We start from the raw sequence: 19,584 nt of genomic DNA, 5'->3' as shown, positions 1-19,584 counted from the left end.
TTAAGACTTCGGCTGTTTAAGACTAGATTTTGAACGTCATGCCAAGCGCAGCCGAGGCATGACGTTCGATTGTATTCGTTACACGGCCTCATCAATTGGAATACAGGAACTAAATGTTAAATGACAAGATGGTAGCACTGGTAGTGGCCGTGGCCGAAAACGACGTTATTGGCCGCGACGGGCAGCTGCCCTGGGGCCGGCTGCCGGCCGATTTGCGGCACTTCAAGGCCCTCACGCTGGGCCACCCGGTGGTGATGGGCCGCAAAACCTACGACAGCATCGGCCGGGCCCTGCCGGGCCGCCCCAACCTGGTGGTGACGCGCCGGGCCGGCTGGGCCGCCCCGGGCTGCGAGGCCGCCGCGTCGGTGCTGGGGGCCCTGGCCCGCGCCCAGGAGCTGGACGCGGAGCTGGTCTGCGTCATCGGCGGCGGCGAGATTTACCGCGAGGCCCTGCCGGCCGTCGATGTGGTGTACCTCACCGAAGTGCACCACGCTTTCGGGGGCGACGCCACCTTCCCCACCCTCTCCCCCACTGAGTGGCGCGAGGAAACCCGCGAGCGGCACGAGGCCGACGCCGACCACGCCTACGCCTTCAGCTTCGTCACGCTACGGCGGCGCTGATTTTTACCGTTGAAGGATTTGAGGCCCCAGGCCGTCATGCTTCGGCAAGCTCAGCTTGCCGACCTGACAAGATTGACTGCCGACAACCAGCAACCGACAACTAAATGGACCTTCGCCCCATTCCCTACGCGGCTACCTACCCGCTGCGCCACCAGGTGCTGTGGCCCGACAAGCCCCCGGCGTACTGCCACCTGCCCGAAGACCCGGCGGGGCTCCACTTCGGCGCGTTTCAAAACGACGAGCTGGTGGCGGTGATTTCGCTGTTCGTGCAGGGCCCCGTGGCGCAGTTCCGCAAGTTTGCTACCCGGCCCGACTGCCAGGGCCGGGGCCTGGGCACGGCCCTGCTGCGGCACGTGCTGGCCGAAGCCGCCCGGCTAGGGGCCCGCCGCATCTGGTGCAGCGCCCGCCTGGCCACGCTGCCGTTCTACGAGCGGTTCGGCCTGGGCCCCGACGGGCCGGCGTACCAAAAGGAGGGTATTCCCTACGTGCGGCTGCACAAAGCGCTGCCGTAGCGCCGGGGCCCCAAACGCATGAACGCAAAAAAGCCGTCCTGGGGACGGCTTTTTTGTTAGCCACACAGCGCGAAAATCCTTTTAGCGCAGCAGTACCAGCTTACCCCAGTCGTTTTTAAAAGCCTGGTCGCCGCTGGTGGCCTGCCGCGAGAAGACGCTGCCCGGGTCGTCGAGGCTGACGCGGTAGAGGTAGGTGCCGTTGGCCAGCCGGTCGCCGTACTGGTCGGTGCCGTCCCAGGCGAAGTCGGTGAGGTTGTTGCCGATGTGAATGTTGCCCAGCTCGCCCATGAAAATCTCGCGCACCACGCGGCCCGTCAGGGTCATGATTTGAATTTTCATGTTGCGCGGCAACTCCTGGCCGGTCAGCGTGAACACGAACCGCGCCTTGCTCGTCACCGGGTTGGGGTACGGGTACAGGTTGGTGATTTTCGAGGCGTTCACCACCGTAAACTTCACCTGAAACTCCTGGGCCGCGGCGCTGAGGTTGGACGCGTTGCGGCCCTGCACCCGCAGCGTGTAGTTGCCGTCGGGCAGCGGGTTGGCGCGGCCGGGGCTGTAGTCGAGGTACGCCGTGCTGCCGGCCGCGGTGGTTTCCACCCGGAACGTCGCGTCGGCGCCCAGCACGTTCACGGCCGTGGCCTGGGCGGTGCCCGCTTGCAGGTACACGGTGAAGGCCGAGGCGTCGGCCAGGGGCCGCAGCTTGTCGGTATCGGTGAGCTGGATGCTGACCACGGGGCGCGGCGACACAATCTCGCCGTTGAGGATGTGGCGGCCGTCGAAGGCCACGTCGAGCACCGGCGGCACGGTGGTGTCGCCCACTTTGAAGGGGCTCAGGTTCAGCTCGTTGTTGACGTGCGTCAGCTCGGGTAGGGCCTGGGGGTCGGTGGGGGCCTGGGGCAGCGGGTTGAACGTCACCTTCGTGTACAGGTTGCCGAACTTGCCGGTCACCGGTATCGAGACGTTCTGGGTCAGGATGGCGTTGGGCAGCAGGGGCGTGGTTACGGTTTGCAGCACCGGCCCCGCCACCCGGGTGTTGGTATTGCTGTCGAACACCTCCGCCTTCACCACCAGCGGCGTGCCAAATGGCAGGGCCGACACGTTCTCGAACAGCACCGGGAAGGCGAGGGTGCCCGGCTTGGTGGTGGCCTGTTGCAGCAGCGTGGCGGGGTCGTAGGTTGCGGCCGGCACCAGGTCGCGGCGCACAATGCCCTCGGGCACGCCGGTGTAGGCCACCAGCCACTCGCGCAGCTGCGGGGCCACGCGGTTGGTGTCGGCCACGCTTAGCTCCAGCTGCAGGTACGGGTAGTCGGTGGCCGAAATGCCGGCCAGCGAAAACCGCGACGACGGCACGCGGTCCTTCAGCTCCTTCACGTTGCCGGCCGCGTCGATGCCCAGCAGGCGCAGCTTGAAATTACCGGTGGGGCTGCCCGGCGCCACCTGGTGCAGCAGGGTTTTCCACTCCTGCGCCGGCCCGATGCGGGTCGACGTTATCGTGGCCCGCGTGGTTTGGGGGTCAAACGCCCAGCGGCCGTTGGGCCCCGCCACGCTCACCCCCGCCGAATTATCGCGCTGGAGCTGGGCGTAGTGGCTCTGCGACCACCCGCTGAGGCCGTTGATGACCCGGAACGAGCTGGTGGCCCAGCGGGCATCTTCGCCCGGCCCGGCCGCCGCGAAGCGCACCCGCCAGTACCACACCACGCTGTCGCGCCCCACGGCGGGCAGCGTGGGCCGCCAGCTCACCAGCAGCGGAGCGGTGATATTCGTGCGCTGCACGAGCGGGCTGTTGAAGGCCGCCGTCGTGTCCAGCTCCGCGTTGAAGAGGCGGGCCGGGCCGTTGGGGTCGTTGGTTTGGGCCACCAGGCGGGGCGCGTTGGTGGGCACGACGGCAAACTCGGGCGGGCTGAGCACCGTCACGCCGCCTTGCAAAAAGGTGTAGCTCAGCGTGGCGATGTTGTTGGTCTCGTCCAGCTCGGCCACCTTTTTTTGGTAGTCCAGCTCCACCGTGAACAGGTTATTGCCGAACACGTTCACCCCGGCCACCACGGTATTGGGAATGGCAAAAGCGTACACCGTATCGCGCCGGAACGCCTGCGGAAACACCTGCGTGTACACGTCGTCGGGCCGGGTGCCGCCGGTGCCGTCGTAGTGGCGGGTCACGCGCACCTCCACCTTGTCACGGGTAATTTTGCCCGGGTTGCTCACCCCGATGTTCAACAGGAACGTGGCCGAGCCCGCCGTCACTTCCGCCGGCGGGTTGGCCGAACTGACGGACAGCGCCCCGTTGCTGGCCACGAAGTCGGGCTTGGGCGGCGCGTACAGCGCCAGCGTGGGGTCGCCTTGCCAGCCGGTGGCCAGCAACTGCTCAATACCGATATCGTCTTTGAAGTACGGCGTTTTCTGCAAGCGCCGCACCAGCTCGTCGTGCACCGCCGTGATGGGTTGGCCGTAGTAGTTCGGGTCGTTGAACAGCAGCCGGTACATCGAATCCTGCGAAATCTCCAGCCGGTCCGAATAGCTGAAGCCGTACTCGCCGAGTGAGCCCAGAGCCCCCGCGCTGGGCGTAAATAGCCAGTCTTCGACGCGGGTGTAGCTGGGGGTGAAGGTGTGGTTGCCCGCGCAGCCGTTTAGAAACAGCATCGGGTACTTGCCGGCGTTGGTGTAGCCATTGGACGCGTCGCTAGGCCCTAGAAAATCCAGCAAGAAATGGTTGTTGGAGCCGTGGCCAAAGTAGGTAATAAGCGAAAGCCCCCCGTTCAGTTCCGTGGCAATATTGACGGCCACCGGCAGCTGGGAAACGATTTCACGGGTGGTCACGGTGCCCCCAAACAAGGGCTGCTGGGCCCGCACTTTGCTGCGGTCCATTATCGCCCGGAATTCGTCGCCTTCGGTCTGGTTAGTGCCCCCCACCAAGTGCAGCACGTTTTTGCGCCACGGGGCCAGGCCCAGGGCCTCGTGCTCTCTCAACTTGGCCAGGTAAACAAGCACTTGCTGCTCGTTGACTACCGTAAGGCGGCCGGTGCGCAGCTTGGCCCGGTAGTCGCCGTTATAGAAATCGGCCGTTATCATGTTGTCCGACACTGAGCGCGAACTGGTTGGCACCAGGTCAACGCCGTTTTCTCCGTGCGTGCGGTAGCTGTAAAGCGAATTGTCGCTGGGCACAATGCCTTTGCCCAACAGCAGCAGGTAGCGGTTGGGGTTGGTCGGGTTGCCGTTGACCAGCCACAGGCCAAAATGGCGCAACGCCAACCACGACCGCTCGCCGTAATGAAACTGGTCGTATAGCTGCGGAGCCGTCACGACCAGGGTATCGTAGCCGCCCCCGGCAGCCGAGGCCCGGTAGCCCGCGTACAGCCGGGGGGCCTTGGAAGCCCCGTACACCTGTGGGTGCGTAACGATGGCGAAAGTGGCCTTGGCGTTGAGGTTGCGGAACACCAGCCGCTGGGGCGCCGCTGGTACCGCCGCCGCCGCCGGGTCGGCCAGCAGCAGGCGGCGCGACTGCCCACCGGCAGTACTTGTAAACACAAAGCGGCGCCCGAGTGCACCTAGGGTCAGAGCGGCGGCGGGCGCGATACGCTGCACGTTCCAGGGGTCGTGGATGTCGTAGCCGCGGGCGGTGGCCGGAATGCTGTCCACTTCGAACGTGGCCGGCGTGCTTAGCGTCGAATCGTTGCGAAAGGGCTGCGGTCCAACATTAAGCCAGCGGGTGGCCTGCGGCGCAACGGCTTTCAAATAGGATAAGTGAAAATAATCACTGGTAGAGGTTGTACCGGTAGCAGGGCCCGAAAGCCGAATGATTACTCCTCCGTTGGGGGCAACATCAGAACGCTTTAAAGTAAAGCGCTTGACGATGTTCTCATAGTTTTTGTAAGTGGCAGACCCCAAGGAACGGACCGAACTGCGATTTGTTGGGTTATCGTTGACTAATATTTCAGTCGAATGGGGCACTAAAGTTCCTCCCGTCAGGCCCAACTCAATAACGGGGGCCGGGGCTGGCCCCGTGGGCAATACAGCTAGCAGTGGATATATACCATCATCATAGGTACCCGCCGAGCCGGTGAGGCTTGGCGAATAAAATCCCTCGCCCGACTCCAACCACGGCAGGTAAGTGGAACCGTTAGGAGCTTCCGTGTAGGCACTGGCTTCGGCTCTTGCCGCGGTAAACAGCCACCACGCCTGCGGTGTGCCGCCACCGGCCGACTGCGACTCGGCCATGCGCTTGCCTAACCGGCCACCCGGCCCGGGGTACGTGAGGAAATACGCCGCCGTGTCGGTGTAGAAGCTGTAAAGCTGGTGCGGCTGGTCGGCGGGCGTTTTGTAGAGGCCCCGGTCGAGGGCCCCGTCGTTGCGCTGGCCGTAAAATTCCAGGTAGGTGCTGGCGTCAAACGTGGTAGGGGTGCCGCCCTGATACACGGCCAGCTCCTTGCCGCGCCGCCACAGCTGCAGGCGGCTGGGGTCGATGCCGCTCAGGCCGGCTTTGGTCAGGTACTGGTAATCGAGCCGGTAGAGGGCGTCCTGGGTGATTTTGATTTTGTAGTACGGCTGGCCGGGCACAATCCATTCGTTGCCGTAGGGCCCCGACTGGGCGCGGGCCGCCCCGCTGCCCAGCAGCGCCAGCAGCCACACCAAAGCCCCCCAATGCAGTAGTTCGCGGGTATCGATTCGTTTCATAGCCTAGCAGATAGTCCGGTCGTCGCCCCGCCCGGCTTTTATTGAATTCGGTTGATAGTCGCTTACTTAAAGCCGTAGCCCAGGCTCACAATCAGCGAGTTGGTTTGGGAGGTTTGGCCCAGGGCCTCCACGGCCAGCCGCGAGAGGGCCAGGTCCACGCGCAGGCCGCTGAGGGCCACGCCGGCCCCCAGGCTATACTGCCCCTTCCAAGCCTGAGTACCGCTGAAGTCATTGATTTTCTGAAAGTTACCGGCCCCACCGCGTAGAAACACCAAGTTGCGGTAGCCCAGCTCTACGCCGGCCCGCGGGTCCACGCTTACCACGCTGGTAGCAATGGGCGTGTTGCGGCGGCCGTCGGTGGTGGCCTCCAAATCGACGGCCACCAGGGCGGTGAACTGCTGGGGCAGCTTGAACTGCCGGCCCGCGCCCAGCACCAGGCGCGGCAGCGTGATTTCGTTGCGGTTGGTTGGCACCGGGTCGTTCGAGCCGTAGAGCACCGCGCTGCGGTAGTAGTCGGCGTTGATGCTCCAAGCGGTGAAGGTGGTGGTCACGTCGCGGGCCGTCAGGCCCAGCTTCCAGCCGTTGCGGTTGTATTGCACCCCCAAATCGATACCGAAGCCGTAGGCGTTGGCGAAGCTGCCCACATTGCGGTAAATGACCTTGGCGTTGGCCCCCACGCTCAGGCCCTCCACCTGCCCGATTTTGCGGGCGTACGAGAGCAGCAGGGCATAGTCGGCCACCGAGAAGTAGGTGATTTTGTCGTACTGAATGTAGCCGTACTCGTTGATGAGGTTGCGCGTGTCAGCGATGTTGTCCACGCCCAGGCGCATGAGGCTCACGCCGATGGCGCTCTTGTCGTCGAGGGGCATGGAAAACGCCGCGTAGTCGTTTTTCACAATGCCCGAAAACAGCTCGGAGTGCATCAGCACGCCGTCGTACTTGTGGGTTTGGTTCGTGAGGCCGGCCGGGTTCCAGTAGCCGGCGGTGGCGTCGTCGGCCAGGCCCACTTGCACTTTGCCCATGCCCAAGGCCCGGGCCCCCACGCCGAGGTTAAGGAATTCGTTGCTGTATTTGGGCGTGCTGGTGGTTTGGGCAGCAGCGGAACGGGCCAATAGGGCCCCGGCGGCCAGCACCAACAGCCGCCGCGCGAGCGGGGAGAACTGGGGCATAGAATACGGACGAGTATAAATTTTCGCGGACGGAACGCAAGTTACCGCTTTCTAGTGCGTGGCCCCGCGCCCGGCCGGGGCCCCCGGGGGCCCGGCCGGGCCGGGCGCAGCGGGCCGCCCCGCGCCCAAACGCCCTCCGCAGGCCGCCCGGGGCCCTCCCGCCCGGGCCGCCACCGGGAAATTAATTGCGTGAGCTTAAAAATATTTTTCCGTCCAAAACCGCTTAAACAACCCATTTAAGGTGTTTTACAAAATTATCCAAAATAAATACCAGTTTATTTTGTAACAGTACCTTGCAAAACAAAGTACCTACCATACATTTGTACCGTTCATCACCCACTAGCCTATCCCATCGCCCATGAAACTCGAAAACACCCAGGTGCAGATGCGTAAGGGCATCCTGGAATTCTGCATCCTGGAGATCATCGCCCGCGGCGAGGCCTACGCCTCCGACATGCTGGAGGAACTGACGGTGGCCCGCATGATTGTGGTCGAGGGCACCCTCTACCCGCTGCTGACGCGCCTCAAAAACGCCGCCCTGCTCGACTACACCTGGAAGGAGAGCACCAGCGGCCCGCCCCGCAAGTACTACGTCCTCACCCCGGACGGGGCGCAGTTTCTGCAGGAACTGCGCGACACGTGGGAGGAAATGGCCCTGTCCGTGGGCATCATCCGCCAGGGCCGGCCGCCCGGCGACCTCCGCTGATGCGGCCCGCCTTTTTGCCTTTCACTCACCAGCCTTCAAACCGGCCCGTTCGGCCTTCCTTCGTATGAAAAAGAACATCAGCATCAACTTGCAGGGCCTCATCTTCCACATCGAAGAAGACGGCTACGAAGTGCTCGGCCGCTACCTGACCGAGGTGAAGGCGCACTTCGCCAGCTTCCGCGGCCACCAGGACATCGTGGCCGACATCGAGGGCCGCATCGCCGAAATCTTCGCCGCCCGCCTCTCGGCTGCCAAGCAGGTCATCACCCTGGACGACGTGGAAGCCATGACGGCCAAGATGGGCCGGGTGAGCGACTTTGCTTCGGACCTCGACGAGGAAGACGAAACCGAAACCACCGGCGCTTTCGCCGGAGCCGCCGGGGCGGGCGCAGCCTACGCCGCCGGGGCTGCCACGGCCGCTGCCGGTGCTCCGAAGCGCCTGTTCCGCGACATGGCCCACCGCAAGATTGCGGGCGTGGCCGCCGGCCTGGCCCAGTACCTGGCCGTGAGCCCGCTCTGGATTCGGCTGGGGTTTGTGGCCCTGGTGCTGTTTAAGCCGTTTTTGCGCATCGGCCACACAATGGATTTTGACAACCCGGTGAATCTCTCGGGCTTCGCCGTGCTGCTGTACGTCATCCTCTGGGTGCTGCTGCCCAAGCGCTACGATGCCCCCGACCCCGACACCATTGCCCCGGGCGCGGGGCCCCTGGCGGGCCGGCGCTTGTTTCGCGACACCGACACGGGCAAAATCGGGGGCGTGGCCGGCGGCCTGGCCTACTACCTCAACCTCGACGTGACGCTGGTGCGGGTGCTGCTGCTGGCGGGCCTGCTTGCGGGCGGCTTCACGTTCGTGCTCTACATCATCCTCTGGGTGGTGGCCCCCGAAGCCAAAACGGTGTCGGAAAAAATGCAGATGCGCGGCGAGGGCGTGACCCTCTCGGGCATCGACAACAACCTGCGCGCCACGGCCTTCGACGCCGACGGCAACCCGGTGGCCCCGGCCCCCAACCGCCCGGTGGGCGCGTTTCTGGAAGGCGCGGCCCGCGGGGCCCGGCCGGCGGTGAGCTTCCTCGGCACGCTCATCCGGTGGGGCGTGGGGGCCCTGCTCATCTTCATGGGCGGCAGCGTATTATTTGGCTTGTTTACTGCTTTGGGCGTGGTGGCGGGTATGATTCCGTTCAATTCGCTGACGAGCAACGGGCGGGGCGGCATTCATTTTGACGATGGCAGCAGCGCCCAGAATTTTGCCGCTGTGCTACACAACGTACATCCTTGGGCCGGTGTAGTTGCTTTGTTGGCAGTAGGCATTCCGTTTCTGGCGCTGGTGCTGTTGGGACTGCGGCTACTGCTACGCCGCCCGATGCTGGGCCGTACGGCCGGCCTGTCGCTGTTAGGCCTGTGGTTGGTAGGCGTAATGGGTACGGCGGTAGCCGCTGGCCAAGTCAAGCGCGAGTTCCGAACCCGCGATAGTATGGTGACGACCCGCAACCTAGCCCCAGTGGCCGGCCGTGGCTTCGTGCTGACTGTACGCGACGAAGATGACGACAACTTTTTTGAGCGTGTGGACTTCAACCTAGCTCCGGCTGATAGCGGCAAAGCCCCTTATATCGAGCAGGAGGTGACGGCCCGCGGTATTTCGGCCGCCGCTGCTCGTCAAGCCGCCGCTACAGTACAGTACAATTTAGAACAGAAAGACTCGGTACTGACCCTGGACCGCGGCTTCACGCTGACCAACGACGCGCCCTACCGCGACCAAAAGGTGGCGCTCACCCTGCACCTTCCCCTGGACAAGAACTACCGCCTGACGCGGGCGTTCATCGACCGCCTCGACGACGACGACTTCCAGGGTAACCGCCGGCCCAGCGGCGACCAGCCCCACCGCGCCCGCCTGCTGCGCAGCGGCCGCTTCCAGTGCCTGGACTGCGCCAACGCCTCGGCCAGCGAAGACGATAATGACAACAGCGATGCCGACACCAGCAGCGACGACAACAGCAACGACGACGGCGACGACAGCAGCGATTCCAAGAGCGGCCTGTCACTCAATTACGGCGGGGCCCCCAGCTTCGACACCGACCTGGGCAGCTACGGCAGCGCCCGCCGCTCGTTCAACGAGACGGACTTTACCCGGGTGAACGTGGTGGGCGGCTACCGCGTGGTGGTGCGCCACGGCGACGCCTTCAAAATTGAGGCCGGCGGCGCGGAGGACGAGCTGAACGACCTGCGGGTGTCGCGCGACGGCAACGCCTTGGAAATCAAGCCCCGCGACACCTCGATTTTCGGCAAAGACTGGAACCGCGACCAGCAGAAGGTGCTCATCCGCATCGAGATGCCGGCCGTGGAAAGCCTGGAGCTGGCCGGCGGCATCCAGGCCGACCTCGGCGGCTTCGACCGCCAGGACCGCCTGCAAGTGCAGCAGGCCGGCGTGAGCCACCTGCGCCTGAACGGCAACTACGGCACCCTGAAAATATCGCTGGCCGGGCCCTGCCACACCACCGCCACCGGCCACGCCGACGACCTGACCCTCGACGCCGCCGGGGCCTCCGAGCTGGCCGGGGCCAACCTCCAAACCCGCACCGCCAAGGTGAGCCTGGTCGGGGCCTGCAAAGCCCGCCTCAACGTGAGCGAAACCCTGAAGGGCGACGCCGTGGGCGGCAGCGAGGTGGCCTACAGCGGCAATCCCAAAAGCGTGAAAGTGAGCTCCATCGGCGGTTCCAGCTTCCACCGGCTGTAGGCCAAGTAGGGCCCCCGGCGAAATTTTCTTGCGCCGGGGCCCTAAAGCGGGCAACCCCGCCCCTGCTGGCCGCATCTATTGCCCCACGAAACCTACCTAAAAGGAAGGATCCCTCAGACTGGTGAGTGAAATGAGGTTCCTTCCGGCCGAAGCCCCCAGGCCACTCCCTGCTGCAACAGGAAGGCCCAGGCTTCGGCCATTTCGTTTTTAATGGGGGCCCCAGTTAGCCTGTAATAGGCACCAAATTTTGCTGTGCAAGCCCATGAAAACCTTCTTTTTGGTTTTGCTGCTGACGCGCACCGGCGCGGCGTTGGCACAAACCGCCACTCCTGAATACACCCGCTTGCTGGAGCACGGCAGCACCCAGCTGCAGGGCAAGGACTGCTGCGGGGCCGTGGCCACGTTCGCGCAGGCCTTCGCGCCCGATACCGCCCGCGCCAACGAGTTCGAGCTGTTTGCCGCCGCAACGGCGGCGGCCCAGTGCCCCGCCCGGCAGGGCCTGGCCTGGCAGTGGCTTGGGCAGCTGCGCCGGCGGCGCCCGCTGCGGATGCAGCCCGGCGACCTCGACAACGTAGCCCAGGACCCCGCCCTGGCCCCCCTGCACGCCGACCCTGCCTGGCCCCGCTGGCTGGCCGCCGCGCGCCAAGCCCTGGCCGACCAAGCCGCAGCCAAAACCGCCGCCCAGCAGCGCTGGCTCCGTGAAACCCGGGCCCACGCGCTGCCCGCGCCCACCGGCCGGCGGGCCACTGCCCAGCCCGGCTTTGCGCTGTATTTCAGCGCCGTGTCCGGCGACACCGTACGGATGCCCTACCTGGTGCGCGTGCCGGCCGGCTATGACCCCGCCCGGCCTGCGCCCGTGGTGGTGTACCTGCACGGCGGCGTGGTGAGCACCGCCCAGTTCCAATATGCCGATCCTGACGTGACACAAGAGCCCATTTTTGCTGCCGCGCCGGCCGCGGCCCTGGTGGTGTACCCTTTTGGCCGCCGCAGTTTTGGGTGGGTGAGCCAACCGGCAGCGTTCGCCCAAATTGAGTCGATAGTAGCCGAGGTGCAAGCCCGTTACCGCACCAATTCCCGCTGCACGGTGCTGGGCGGCCTGAGCAACGGGGGCAGCGCCGCGTTGTGGTTTGCCAGCCAGCGGTCGGCCGCGTTCAGCGGGTTTTATGCGTTGTCGCCGGCGCCGGAACTGCCGCTGGGGGCCGGCTACGGCCGCTTGGGGCAGGGCAAACCCTGTTACCAGCTCAGCGCCGAAGACGATACACTTTATCCTTACCCGGCAGTGAAAGCCGCCTACGACGCGCACCGCGCCCAAGCGCCTAAGTGGCGGCTGCAAGCCGTGCCCACGGGCGGCCACGGCTTTCTCTACGGCCCGGCGGGGCCCGCTGCCCTGCGCCAACTCCTGGCGCAGCTCTGCCCGCAGCCGTAGCGGCGGTTAGGCCTGCGGGGCCGGGCCAACGGGCGCCAGCCCCCGGGCCGCCCCCTGCTGCAACAGGAAGGCCCAGGCGTCGGCCATTTCGTTTTTGATGGTGCCCTCCAGGATGGCCTCCAGCACGGCATTCTTCAACTCGCCCACGTCCTTAGAGGGCTTGAGGCCAAAGGCTTCCATGATGATTTCGCCGGTGATGACGGGCTTGAAATTGCGCAGGTGGTCCTGGGCTTCCACCTCCTTCAGCTTCTCCTCCACTTCGCCAAAATTGCGCAGGTAGCGGGCCTTGCGCTCGTGGTCCTTGCTGGTGATGTCGGCCCGGCACAGCAGCATCAGCCGGTCAATGTCATCGCCGGCCTCGAAGAGCAGGCGGCGCACGGCGGCGGCGGTCACGGTTTCCTTCACCAGCGCGATGGGGCGCAGGTGAAGGCGCACGAGCTTTTGCACCATGCGCATCTCCTCGCCCTGGGGCAGCTTCAGGTCGGCAAAAATACCGGGCACCCAGCGGGCCCCCTTGTCCTCGTGGCCGTGGAACGTCCAGCCCTGGGCCGGAAAGTAGCGCTTGGTGGCGGGCTTGGCGATGTCGTGCAGCACGGCGGCCCAGCGCAGCCACAGGTCGCCGCCGGCAGCCGCCACGTTGTCCAGCACTTGCAGCGTGTGGTAAAAGTTGTCCTTGTGCGCGTGCTTGCCCACCTTTTCCACGCCGTGCAGCTGCGCCATCTTCGGAAAGATGAGGTGCAGCAACCCGGTCTGGAACAGCAGCTTAAAGCCGTAGCTGGGCAGCGGCGACTCGATGATTTTGTTCAGCTCGGTCGTAATTCGCTCCTGCGACACAATCTTGATCCGCTCCTTGTTGCGCACAATGGCGTCGTAGGTGTCGGGCTCGATGTCGAAGCCCAGCTGCGAGGCGAAGCGCACGGCGCGCATCATCCGCAGCGGGTCGTCCGAAAACGTCACGTCGGGCCCCAGCGGCGTGCGAATGGTCTGCGTGTTTAAGTCCTGCATCCCGCCATAGCGGTCCACCAGGGCCCCAAAGTCGGCCGGGTTCAGGCTTAATCCCAAAGCATTAATGGTGAAGTCGCGCCGGGCCAGGTCGTCTTCCAGGGTGCCGGTTTCCACTTCGGGCTTGCGGCTTTCGGCGCGGTAGCTCTCTTTGCGGGCCCCCACAAACTCGATTTCGCCGGCCTCCTGGGTGGGCAGCATGGCGGTGCCGAAGTTCTTGAACACCGTGACTTTACCCCGGCCCGGCAGGCGGCGGCCCACCTCCTGGGCCAGGGCAATGCCGTCGCCCACGGTCACCACGTCGATGTCTTTGCTGGCGCGGCCCAGGGCCAGGTCGCGCACGTAGCCGCCAATCACGTAGGCCGGCTGGCCGAGGGCCCCGGCCGCGTCGGCGATGGTGCGAAAGATGGGCAACTCGGGCAGTTCGGGCGTGTTCATGGGCGCAAAGGTCGGCAAGCCGGCCGGATTTGGGGCCCCACGCGGCGCCCGGCGCGCCCGCGCCGCCCCTACTCGCGCACCACTTCCAGGGCCCCGCCGGGCGCCAGGCGCACCACCCGCGAGGGGGCCATGCGGGTCGCGTCGTCCTGCCGCCAGGTCACTACGTGGTCGGCGCCGCGCAGCAGGGCGGGGTCAATGTCAGCATACACCGCGGGGGCCGGCTCGCCGGGCTTGTTGGCCGACGTGGACACCAGGCCGTGGCCCAGGCGGCGCACCACTTTAAAGCAAAACTCGTCGTGCACAATGCGCAGGCCCACGGTGCCGTCGGGGCCCACCAGGTTGGGGGCCACGGCGCGGCTGGCGGGCAGGATGTAGGTGGTGGGGCGGGTTTGGGCGGCCAGGGCGGCTTCCAGCCCGGCCGGCACCTGGGTAGTGTAGCGGGCCAGCATGGCCAGGTCGGCCACCAGCACGATGCTGGGCTTGCCGGCCTCGCGGCCCTTCAGTTTATACAATTTCTCGACGGCCGGCGGCACTTCGGCGTCGCAGCCCAGGCCCCACACGGTGTCGGTGGGGTACAGGATGACTTGCTGAAGCAGCAGCGCATCGACGGCGGCGTCTACTTCTTGCTGGAAAAACTTCATAGGACCACAGATTTAACGGATTTCTAGCGGATTTAACGGATTTTTTTGGGGTTCCGCCGCTAGGGGCCCTAAAAAATGTCAGAGCGCTGCCCCTTCACTAAATTGGTGGGAGGCAGTAGCAGCCGGCCACAGGTAAGAATGCGTGCGCAGGCAGTCAACCCAGCGGCTTATCCGGCCCAAAGGACCGCCAAGACGAGCGGAACCCCAAAGAATCCGTTAAATCCGCTAGAAATCCGTTAAATCTGTGGTCTGGCAGAGTTCTACCAGCACACCGCCGGCGCTTTTGGGGTGCACGAAGCACACGAGCTTGTTGTCGGCCCCGCGCTTGGGGGCCTCGTTGAGCAAGGTGAAACCTTCGGCGCGCAGGCGGGCCATTTCGGCCACGATGTCGTCGACCTCAAAGGCCACGTGGTGAATGCCGGCGGGCTTCTTCTCCAGGAATTTGGTGATGGCGCTGTCGGGGCTGGTGCCGGCCAGCAGCTCGATTTTGGAGCCCCCTACTTGGAAAAACACCGTGTCGACGGCCTCGCTGGCCACGTGCTCGGTTTTGTAGGGCTCCGTGCCCAGCAGCTTGGTGTAGAGGGCCGTGGCGGCGGCCAAATCGGGCACGGCCAGGCCGAGGTGTTCGAGGTTGGTGAGCATGAAAAGGCCGGGGCCGTTATATAGGTAGGAATGTCCCTATTTTTGTGGGGCCAAAGAAAACCGTTTATCTTGGAACGGTGTTCTATGCACGGCTGGCCCACCGCCGGCCCTTCCCCTGCCAACAACCGCTCTTGCGCAATGCTTAAGCTCCCCATTTACCTCGACAACAACGCCACCACGCCCCTTGACCCCCGGGTGCTGGAGGCGATGATGCCTTACCTGACCGACGTGTTCGGCAATGCGGCGTCACGCAACCACCCCTTCGGCTGGGCCGCCGAAGAAGGCGTGGACTACGCCCGTACCCAGATTGCCCAACTCATCGGCTGCGACTCGAAGGAGATTATCTTCACCAGCGGGGCCACCGAGGGCGACAACCTGGGCATCAAGGGCGTGTTTGAGATGTACGCCCAGAAGGGCAACCACATCATCACCACCACCACCGAGCACAAGGCCATCCTCGACACGTGCAAGCACCTCGAGAAAATCGGCGGCCGCGTAACCTACCTGCCCGTCGACGAGCTGGGCCTTATCAGCCTGGAGGACCTCGAAGCAGCCATGACGCCCGAGACGATTCTGGTGACCATCATGTACGGCAACAACGAGACGGGCACCATCCAGCCCATCCGCGAAATTGCCGCCATCGCCCACAAGCACGGGGCCCTGTTCATGACCGACGGCACCCAGGCCGTGGGCAAGATTCCGGTGGACGTGAACGCCGACGGCATCGACATCATGGCCTTCACGGCCCACAAAATGTACGGCCCCAAGGGCATCGGGGCCCTGTACGTGCGCCGCAAAAACCCGCGCGTGAAAGTGACCGCCCAGATGGACGGCGGCGGCCACGAGCGCGGCATGCGCTCGGGCACCCTCAACGTGCCCGGCATCGTGGGCATGGGCAAGGCCTGCGAATTGGCCCGCCTGGAAATGGCGGCCGACGCCGCCCGCCTCAGCGTGATGCGCGACCGCCTGCAAGCCGAGCTGATGACGATGGAAGAAACCTACGTGAACGGCTCGGTGGAGCACCGCCTGCCCCACGTGGCCAACATCAGCTTCAAGTACGTGGAAGGCGAAGGCCTGATGATGGGCGTGAAGGACCTGGCCGTGTCGTCGGGTTCGGCCTGCACCTCGGCTTCGCTGGAGCCCAGCTACGTGCTCAAGGCCCTGGGCCTGAGCGACGACTTGGCGCACAGCAGCTTGCGCTTCGGCCTGAGCCGCTTCACCACCGACGAGCAAATCGATTATGCCATCAACCACGTAAAAGAGGCCGTCACCAAGCTCCGCGAAATGTCGCCCCTGTGGGAAATGCACAAGGAAGGCATCGACCTCAGCAAAATTGAGTGGGCCGAGCATTGATAATTAATTATGAATTAAAAATTATGAATTATGAATTGCACCTTGTCGTGCGTTCTGATTCTGTTTTCAATTCATAATTTTTAATTTTTAATTTTTAATTCAAAAAAGCCATGGCTTACTCCGATAAAGTAATCGACCACTACAGCAACCCCCGCAACGTGGGCACGCTGGACAAAAGCAAGAAAAATGTGGGCACCGGCTTGGTGGGGGCCCCCGAGTGCGGCGACGTCATGCGCCTGCAGATCGAGGTGGACGAAGCCACCAACACCATCACCGACGCCAAATTCAAAACCTTCGGCTGCGGCTCAGCCATTGCGTCGTCGTCGCTGGCCACGGAGTGGCTGAAAGGTAAAACCGTGGACGAGGCCCTGGCCATCGACAACATGGAGATTGTGGAAGAGCTGGCCCTGCCGCCGGTGAAAATCCACTGCTCGGTGCTGGCCGAAGACGCCATCAAATCGGCCATTTCGGACTACCGCGTGAAAAACGGCTTGCCCGCCCTGGAGCTGGCCCACCACTAAGTGAATGAGCGAGTTGTGAATGAGTAAATGACTCACTTATTTGCAATTCAGCCTAAGCAGGCTCTTGACCTTTAGCGGGTTAGGAGCCTGCTTTCTTTTTTTAGGAAGTGGGCGTGAATACTTTTCGCCAATTACTTGTTTACAATACGTATAAATAAGGGTCCTATCTTTGCGTCCCGGCCTTTCCGCCGTTTCGTTTAATTCGCTTACCGCCATGATTACTGTATCCGACAAAGCCAAGGAGAAAGTTGAGCGCCTGATGCACGATTCGGAGCTGGACGCCACGTACCGCCTGCGTGCCTCGGTGGCCGGTGGCGGCTGCTCGGGCCTGAGCTACAAGCTGGACTTCGACAACGAGGTGCGGCCGATGGACCAGGAGTTCGAAGACAAAGGCGTGCGCGTGGTGGTGGACATGAAGAGCTTCCTCTACCTGGCCGGCACCGAGCTGGACTTTTCGGACGGCCTGAACGGCAAAGGCTTCCAGTTCAACAACCCCAACGCCTCCCGCTCCTGCGGCTGCGGCGAGAGCTTCTCGGTGTAACTCATACTGAATACTTGAATGAATTAGGGGCCCCGTGCAATGTGCACGGGGCCCCTACCCTTTTGGCCTAATCCGTACCTACAGCTACGCAGTGTTTTAGTTAAAGTGCCGTCGGGGGTGTAGCGCGAACTTTGTAGTTCGCGTTCCCGCGCCGTTAAAATGGCTTTGAGGGCACGGGGACGCGAACTACAAAGTTCGCGCTACTGAGCGTCGCGTAACATTAGTCCGTAATGGGGGCCCCGGGCACCGCGGGTCCGGCCGGAGCCGCGGCTTCGTAGAACGCCCGGCGCACCCGCACCAGCAGCTGCTCGGCGGCGTCCCGGTCGGGAGCGGCGGGCAGGGTTGAGGCGGCAAAGGCGGCTTCCACTTGGGTTACCAGCTGCTCGGCTTCGGCTACCAGGGCCTCGTACTCGAACTCGCCCCGGCGGATTTGCAGCAGGAATTCCCGGTTGGGGCGGCGCACGTGCAGCTGGCCGGTTTCGGCAATTTCACCGGCCATTTGCAGCAGCCGGAACACGTGCAGCATGTTCTTGGCGTCGTAGTTTTTGCCGTGCTGCACCGTGTTCTGGTAGCGCTCGGCGTTGCGCTTGGCCACCCAGTCCCAGTACTCCCGAAACACGCGGCAGTAGGTACTGTAGCCGTTGCGGTTGAAGGAGAGGTAGGCAACCGGCGCTTCCCCCTTGGACACGGCCGAGAGCAGCACGTCCTGCGACGTTTCCGCGTCGCGCACCAAGCCCCGGTAGCCCAGGCTTTGGCCGGGCGTTTCGTCCACAAACAGGGCGTAGAGGTCCGTCAGGTGGGGTACGTTGGCCAGGCCGCACTGCGCGGCATCGTGGCCCTGCCGCGCCAGCCACGGGCCCACGGGCTGGGCCCCCGCGCCCACCGTCACGTAGCAGAAGTCCAGCACCGCTTTGCGGGCGGGCGGCTCGGGGTGGTTTATCTTCTTGTTCAGGCCCTTAGCCTTGCGAATCTGCGCCACGGCGTACTCGGCAAAGCTCTGCCGGCAGAGCTGGGAAAGAAAGTCCGGGGCCCTGAACTGCGCAAACAGCGGGTGCTGGTAGACAATGCAGTCGGCCGGCGTGCCCAGCAGCTCCAGCACCGTGGGATTGTTTTTTAGCAGCAGTTCCACGAAGCGGCGCAGCTCGTAAAACACCTCGTCGTTGGTCGCATTCGCCACCTGCGGCACGTAGTCCAGCCCAAAAAACTGGTCTTCCGGCAGCACGAATACACCCTTCAAATCGGTATCCGAATGCGGCAAGTCGGTGCCATAGGCCCGGCTGCCGCTCACGGCTTCAAACAAAATAAGGCCCCGGCGGCGCAAATCGGCAATGATCATCAGGCGAAAGTAGCGCATGCGCAACACCGCCGTAGCGCAGAATTTACTGATTGGCCGCTCCGCCAGCCCCAGCGCAAAACCGCCCGCGCCAACGCGCCGGCCCTGAGCCGCCTGCCCCCGCCGGCTTACCCTGCAAATGCCTCCCGCAGCAAGGCACGCAGCAGCGTATCCAACTCGCCGGACCGGCCGTTGTGCGCCACTGGCAACGCCTCACGCGCCGCCTGCCCCGCCGCCAGCTCCTGCTGCAGAAACGCCAGCAGCGCCGTGGGCTGGGGCCTCATTGTCTTCTCATTCGCCTGGGCTTTGCGTTGCAAGAGCGCGTTCACATCGGCTGCCAGGGCCCCGGGCAGCAGCGCCCGCAGCGGTGCGAATTCCATCGGTGGCACGCTGTGTCGCTCCCGAATCCAGCGGGCCGCCAGCGCCGCGCGCAGGGCGTAGAACAGCCGTTTTAGCTGTACTTCGTCGCCCGCCAGGTCTTCCGCTACGCCGCGCCGCAACTGCCCCAGGTAGTGGTGCAGCCCCGCTTTCAGGTTGAACGCGCCGGGCAGGAACGGGGCCAATCGAGCCCGAAAATTCAGCGCCTCGTGGTACACCACCGGCGACTGCAACCACTCGAACAGCGCCGCGTTGCTGCTGCGCAGTAGCCGCAGGGCCTTGCGCAGCTCCCAGCCGGCCAGGTCCAGCTCGTCGTCCACCGGGAAATTCAGCGTGTCGGGGCCCTCATCCAGCGTCAGGTACCAGTCCGCCGGGTGGCAGTAGATGAACCGCACGTCGTAGTCCGAATCCGGCGAGGGAAACCCCCAGGCCCGGCTGCCCGACTCGCAGGCATACAGAATGCGGATGCCGTGCGTGGCTTCGAGCTGGGCCAGGGCCGTTTGGATGCGGGAAGTCATGGGTAGCAGTTCGGTTAGAAAGGCGAAGCTATTTAGGGATTAACCACCATATTTCGGCGGCGCGAACGGCAAATGAACACAACGGTTAATTCCTAATCGGATTCAACAAGCATTTTTTCAGATGAGCAAGTTTTCTAAAAAATATCCCCATCTGACCTATTGGACCGAAAGCCAGGGCTGTATTGAATTGGGGGCCGACGAGCACAGCGCCAGCCTCCTGCGCATTCTCGACGCGGGCGGCACGTGCTTCGAGGACGATGAAGCCACCGAAATCGACGCGGCGCTGGCGGCCGGCGAGACTTTTCTGGTGGACGAGTTTGCCGACCGGCTCGGGCTGGTACTCAACCCGAAAACCGGCGAATTTGATGACGTATAGGCGTGGGCC

16 protein-coding genes are annotated in these 19,584 nt (G+C 64.0%); 9 read left to right on the top strand and 7 right to left on the bottom strand.

The window, feature by feature from the left end; translation table 11 throughout:
* The first annotated feature begins 128 nt into the window (after window positions 1–128).
* Together HNP98_RS11065 and HNP98_RS11060 are read left to right on the top strand one after the other, a co-directional pair.
* Window positions 129–620 (top strand): dihydrofolate reductase, encoded by a 492-nt coding sequence (locus tag HNP98_RS11065; protein WP_173810132.1) that lies wholly within the window; start codon window positions 129–131, stop codon window positions 618–620.
* A 104-nt stretch (window positions 621–724) separates the two neighbouring features.
* On the top strand, window positions 725–1,132 hold the full coding sequence (locus HNP98_RS11060; protein ID WP_173810131.1) for a GNAT family N-acetyltransferase: 408 nt from the start codon (window positions 725–727) through the stop codon (window positions 1,130–1,132).
* An 81-nt stretch (window positions 1,133–1,213) separates the two neighbouring features.
* Here HNP98_RS11060 and porU2 read toward each other — a convergent pair whose 3' ends face one another.
* Together porU2 and HNP98_RS11050 are read right to left on the bottom strand one after the other, a co-directional pair.
* A complete protein-coding gene (gene porU2 / locus HNP98_RS11055; protein WP_173810130.1) occupies window positions 1,214–5,800 on the bottom strand; it encodes a putative type IX secretion system sortase PorU2 in 4,587 nt (1,528 codons plus the stop codon).
* A 62-nt stretch (window positions 5,801–5,862) separates the two neighbouring features.
* On the bottom strand, window positions 5,863–6,969 hold the full coding sequence (locus tag HNP98_RS11050) for a putative type IX sorting system protein PorV2 (protein WP_173810129.1): 1,107 nt from the start codon (window positions 6,967–6,969) through the stop codon (window positions 5,863–5,865).
* Between the two features lie 358 nt (window positions 6,970–7,327).
* On the opposite strand from HNP98_RS11050, the gene HNP98_RS11045 reads away from it, so the two are divergent.
* The 3 genes from HNP98_RS11045 to HNP98_RS11035 all read left to right on the top strand — a co-directional run bounded on the left by HNP98_RS11045 (window position 7,328) and on the right by HNP98_RS11035 (window position 11,832).
* A complete protein-coding gene (locus HNP98_RS11045; protein WP_173810128.1) occupies window positions 7,328–7,675 on the top strand; it encodes a PadR family transcriptional regulator in 348 nt (115 codons plus the stop codon).
* Between the two features lie 64 nt (window positions 7,676–7,739).
* Window positions 7,740–10,406 (top strand): PspC domain-containing protein, encoded by a 2,667-nt coding sequence (locus HNP98_RS11040; RefSeq protein WP_173810127.1) that lies wholly within the window; start codon window positions 7,740–7,742, stop codon window positions 10,404–10,406.
* 262 nt (window positions 10,407–10,668) lie between these two features.
* Window positions 10,669–11,832, top strand: coding sequence for an alpha/beta hydrolase-fold protein (locus HNP98_RS11035; RefSeq protein ID WP_173810126.1), 1,164 nt, complete (start codon window positions 10,669–10,671; stop codon window positions 11,830–11,832).
* Window positions 11,833–11,838: 6 nt separating this feature from the next.
* On the opposite strand, the gene HNP98_RS11030 is transcribed toward HNP98_RS11035, so the two are convergent.
* The 3 genes from HNP98_RS11030 to mce form a co-directional block, all read right to left on the bottom strand.
* Window positions 11,839–13,272 (bottom strand): CCA tRNA nucleotidyltransferase, encoded by a 1,434-nt coding sequence (locus tag HNP98_RS11030; protein WP_173810125.1) that lies wholly within the window; start codon window positions 13,270–13,272, stop codon window positions 11,839–11,841.
* A 68-nt stretch (window positions 13,273–13,340) separates the two neighbouring features.
* Window positions 13,341–13,913: an L-threonylcarbamoyladenylate synthase gene (locus HNP98_RS11025; RefSeq protein WP_173810124.1), complete on the bottom strand. Its 573-nt coding sequence runs from the start codon at window positions 13,911–13,913 to the stop codon at window positions 13,341–13,343.
* Between the two features lie 225 nt (window positions 13,914–14,138).
* The gene (gene mce / locus HNP98_RS11020) at window positions 14,139–14,555 is read right to left on the bottom strand and encodes a methylmalonyl-CoA epimerase (RefSeq protein ID WP_173810123.1); all 417 of its coding nucleotides are present in this window, start codon (window positions 14,553–14,555) and stop codon (window positions 14,139–14,141) included.
* Window positions 14,556–14,693: 138 nt separating this feature from the next.
* On the opposite strand from mce, the gene HNP98_RS11015 reads away from it, so the two are divergent.
* The 3 genes from HNP98_RS11015 to HNP98_RS11005 all read left to right on the top strand — a co-directional run bounded on the left by HNP98_RS11015 (window position 14,694) and on the right by HNP98_RS11005 (window position 16,970).
* Window positions 14,694–15,908, top strand: coding sequence for an IscS subfamily cysteine desulfurase (locus HNP98_RS11015; RefSeq protein ID WP_173810122.1), 1,215 nt, complete (start codon window positions 14,694–14,696; stop codon window positions 15,906–15,908).
* Window positions 15,909–16,018: 110 nt separating this feature from the next.
* The gene (gene iscU, locus HNP98_RS11010) at window positions 16,019–16,429 is read left to right on the top strand and encodes a Fe-S cluster assembly scaffold IscU (RefSeq protein ID WP_035561862.1); all 411 of its coding nucleotides are present in this window, start codon (window positions 16,019–16,021) and stop codon (window positions 16,427–16,429) included.
* Window positions 16,430–16,643: 214 nt separating this feature from the next.
* Window positions 16,644–16,970 carry a HesB/IscA family protein gene (locus HNP98_RS11005; RefSeq protein ID WP_068234160.1) on the top strand — a complete coding sequence of 109 codons (327 nt, stop codon included), beginning with the start codon at window positions 16,644–16,646 and terminating at the stop codon, window positions 16,968–16,970.
* A gap of 220 nt (window positions 16,971–17,190) precedes the next feature.
* On the opposite strand, the gene HNP98_RS11000 is transcribed toward HNP98_RS11005, so the two are convergent.
* The gene (locus HNP98_RS11000; RefSeq protein WP_246275089.1) at window positions 17,191–18,324 is read right to left on the bottom strand and encodes a nucleotidyltransferase domain-containing protein; all 1,134 of its coding nucleotides are present in this window, start codon (window positions 18,322–18,324) and stop codon (window positions 17,191–17,193) included.
* 107 nt (window positions 18,325–18,431) lie between these two features.
* Window positions 18,432–19,199 carry a nucleotidyltransferase domain-containing protein gene (locus HNP98_RS10995; protein ID WP_173810121.1) on the bottom strand — a complete coding sequence of 256 codons (768 nt, stop codon included), beginning with the start codon at window positions 19,197–19,199 and terminating at the stop codon, window positions 18,432–18,434.
* 121 nt (window positions 19,200–19,320) lie between these two features.
* On the opposite strand from HNP98_RS10995, the gene HNP98_RS10990 reads away from it, so the two are divergent.
* On the top strand, window positions 19,321–19,575 hold the full coding sequence (locus tag HNP98_RS10990; protein ID WP_173810120.1) for a hypothetical protein: 255 nt from the start codon (window positions 19,321–19,323) through the stop codon (window positions 19,573–19,575).
* Window positions 19,576–19,584: the final 9 nt, after the last annotated feature.

The sequence above is a fragment of the Hymenobacter caeli genome (assembly GCF_013294115.1).
In the GTDB taxonomy this organism is placed as follows: Bacteria; Bacteroidota; Bacteroidia; order Cytophagales; family Hymenobacteraceae; genus Hymenobacter; species Hymenobacter caeli.
This window is presented reverse-complemented; position numbering and strand designations above follow the sequence as displayed.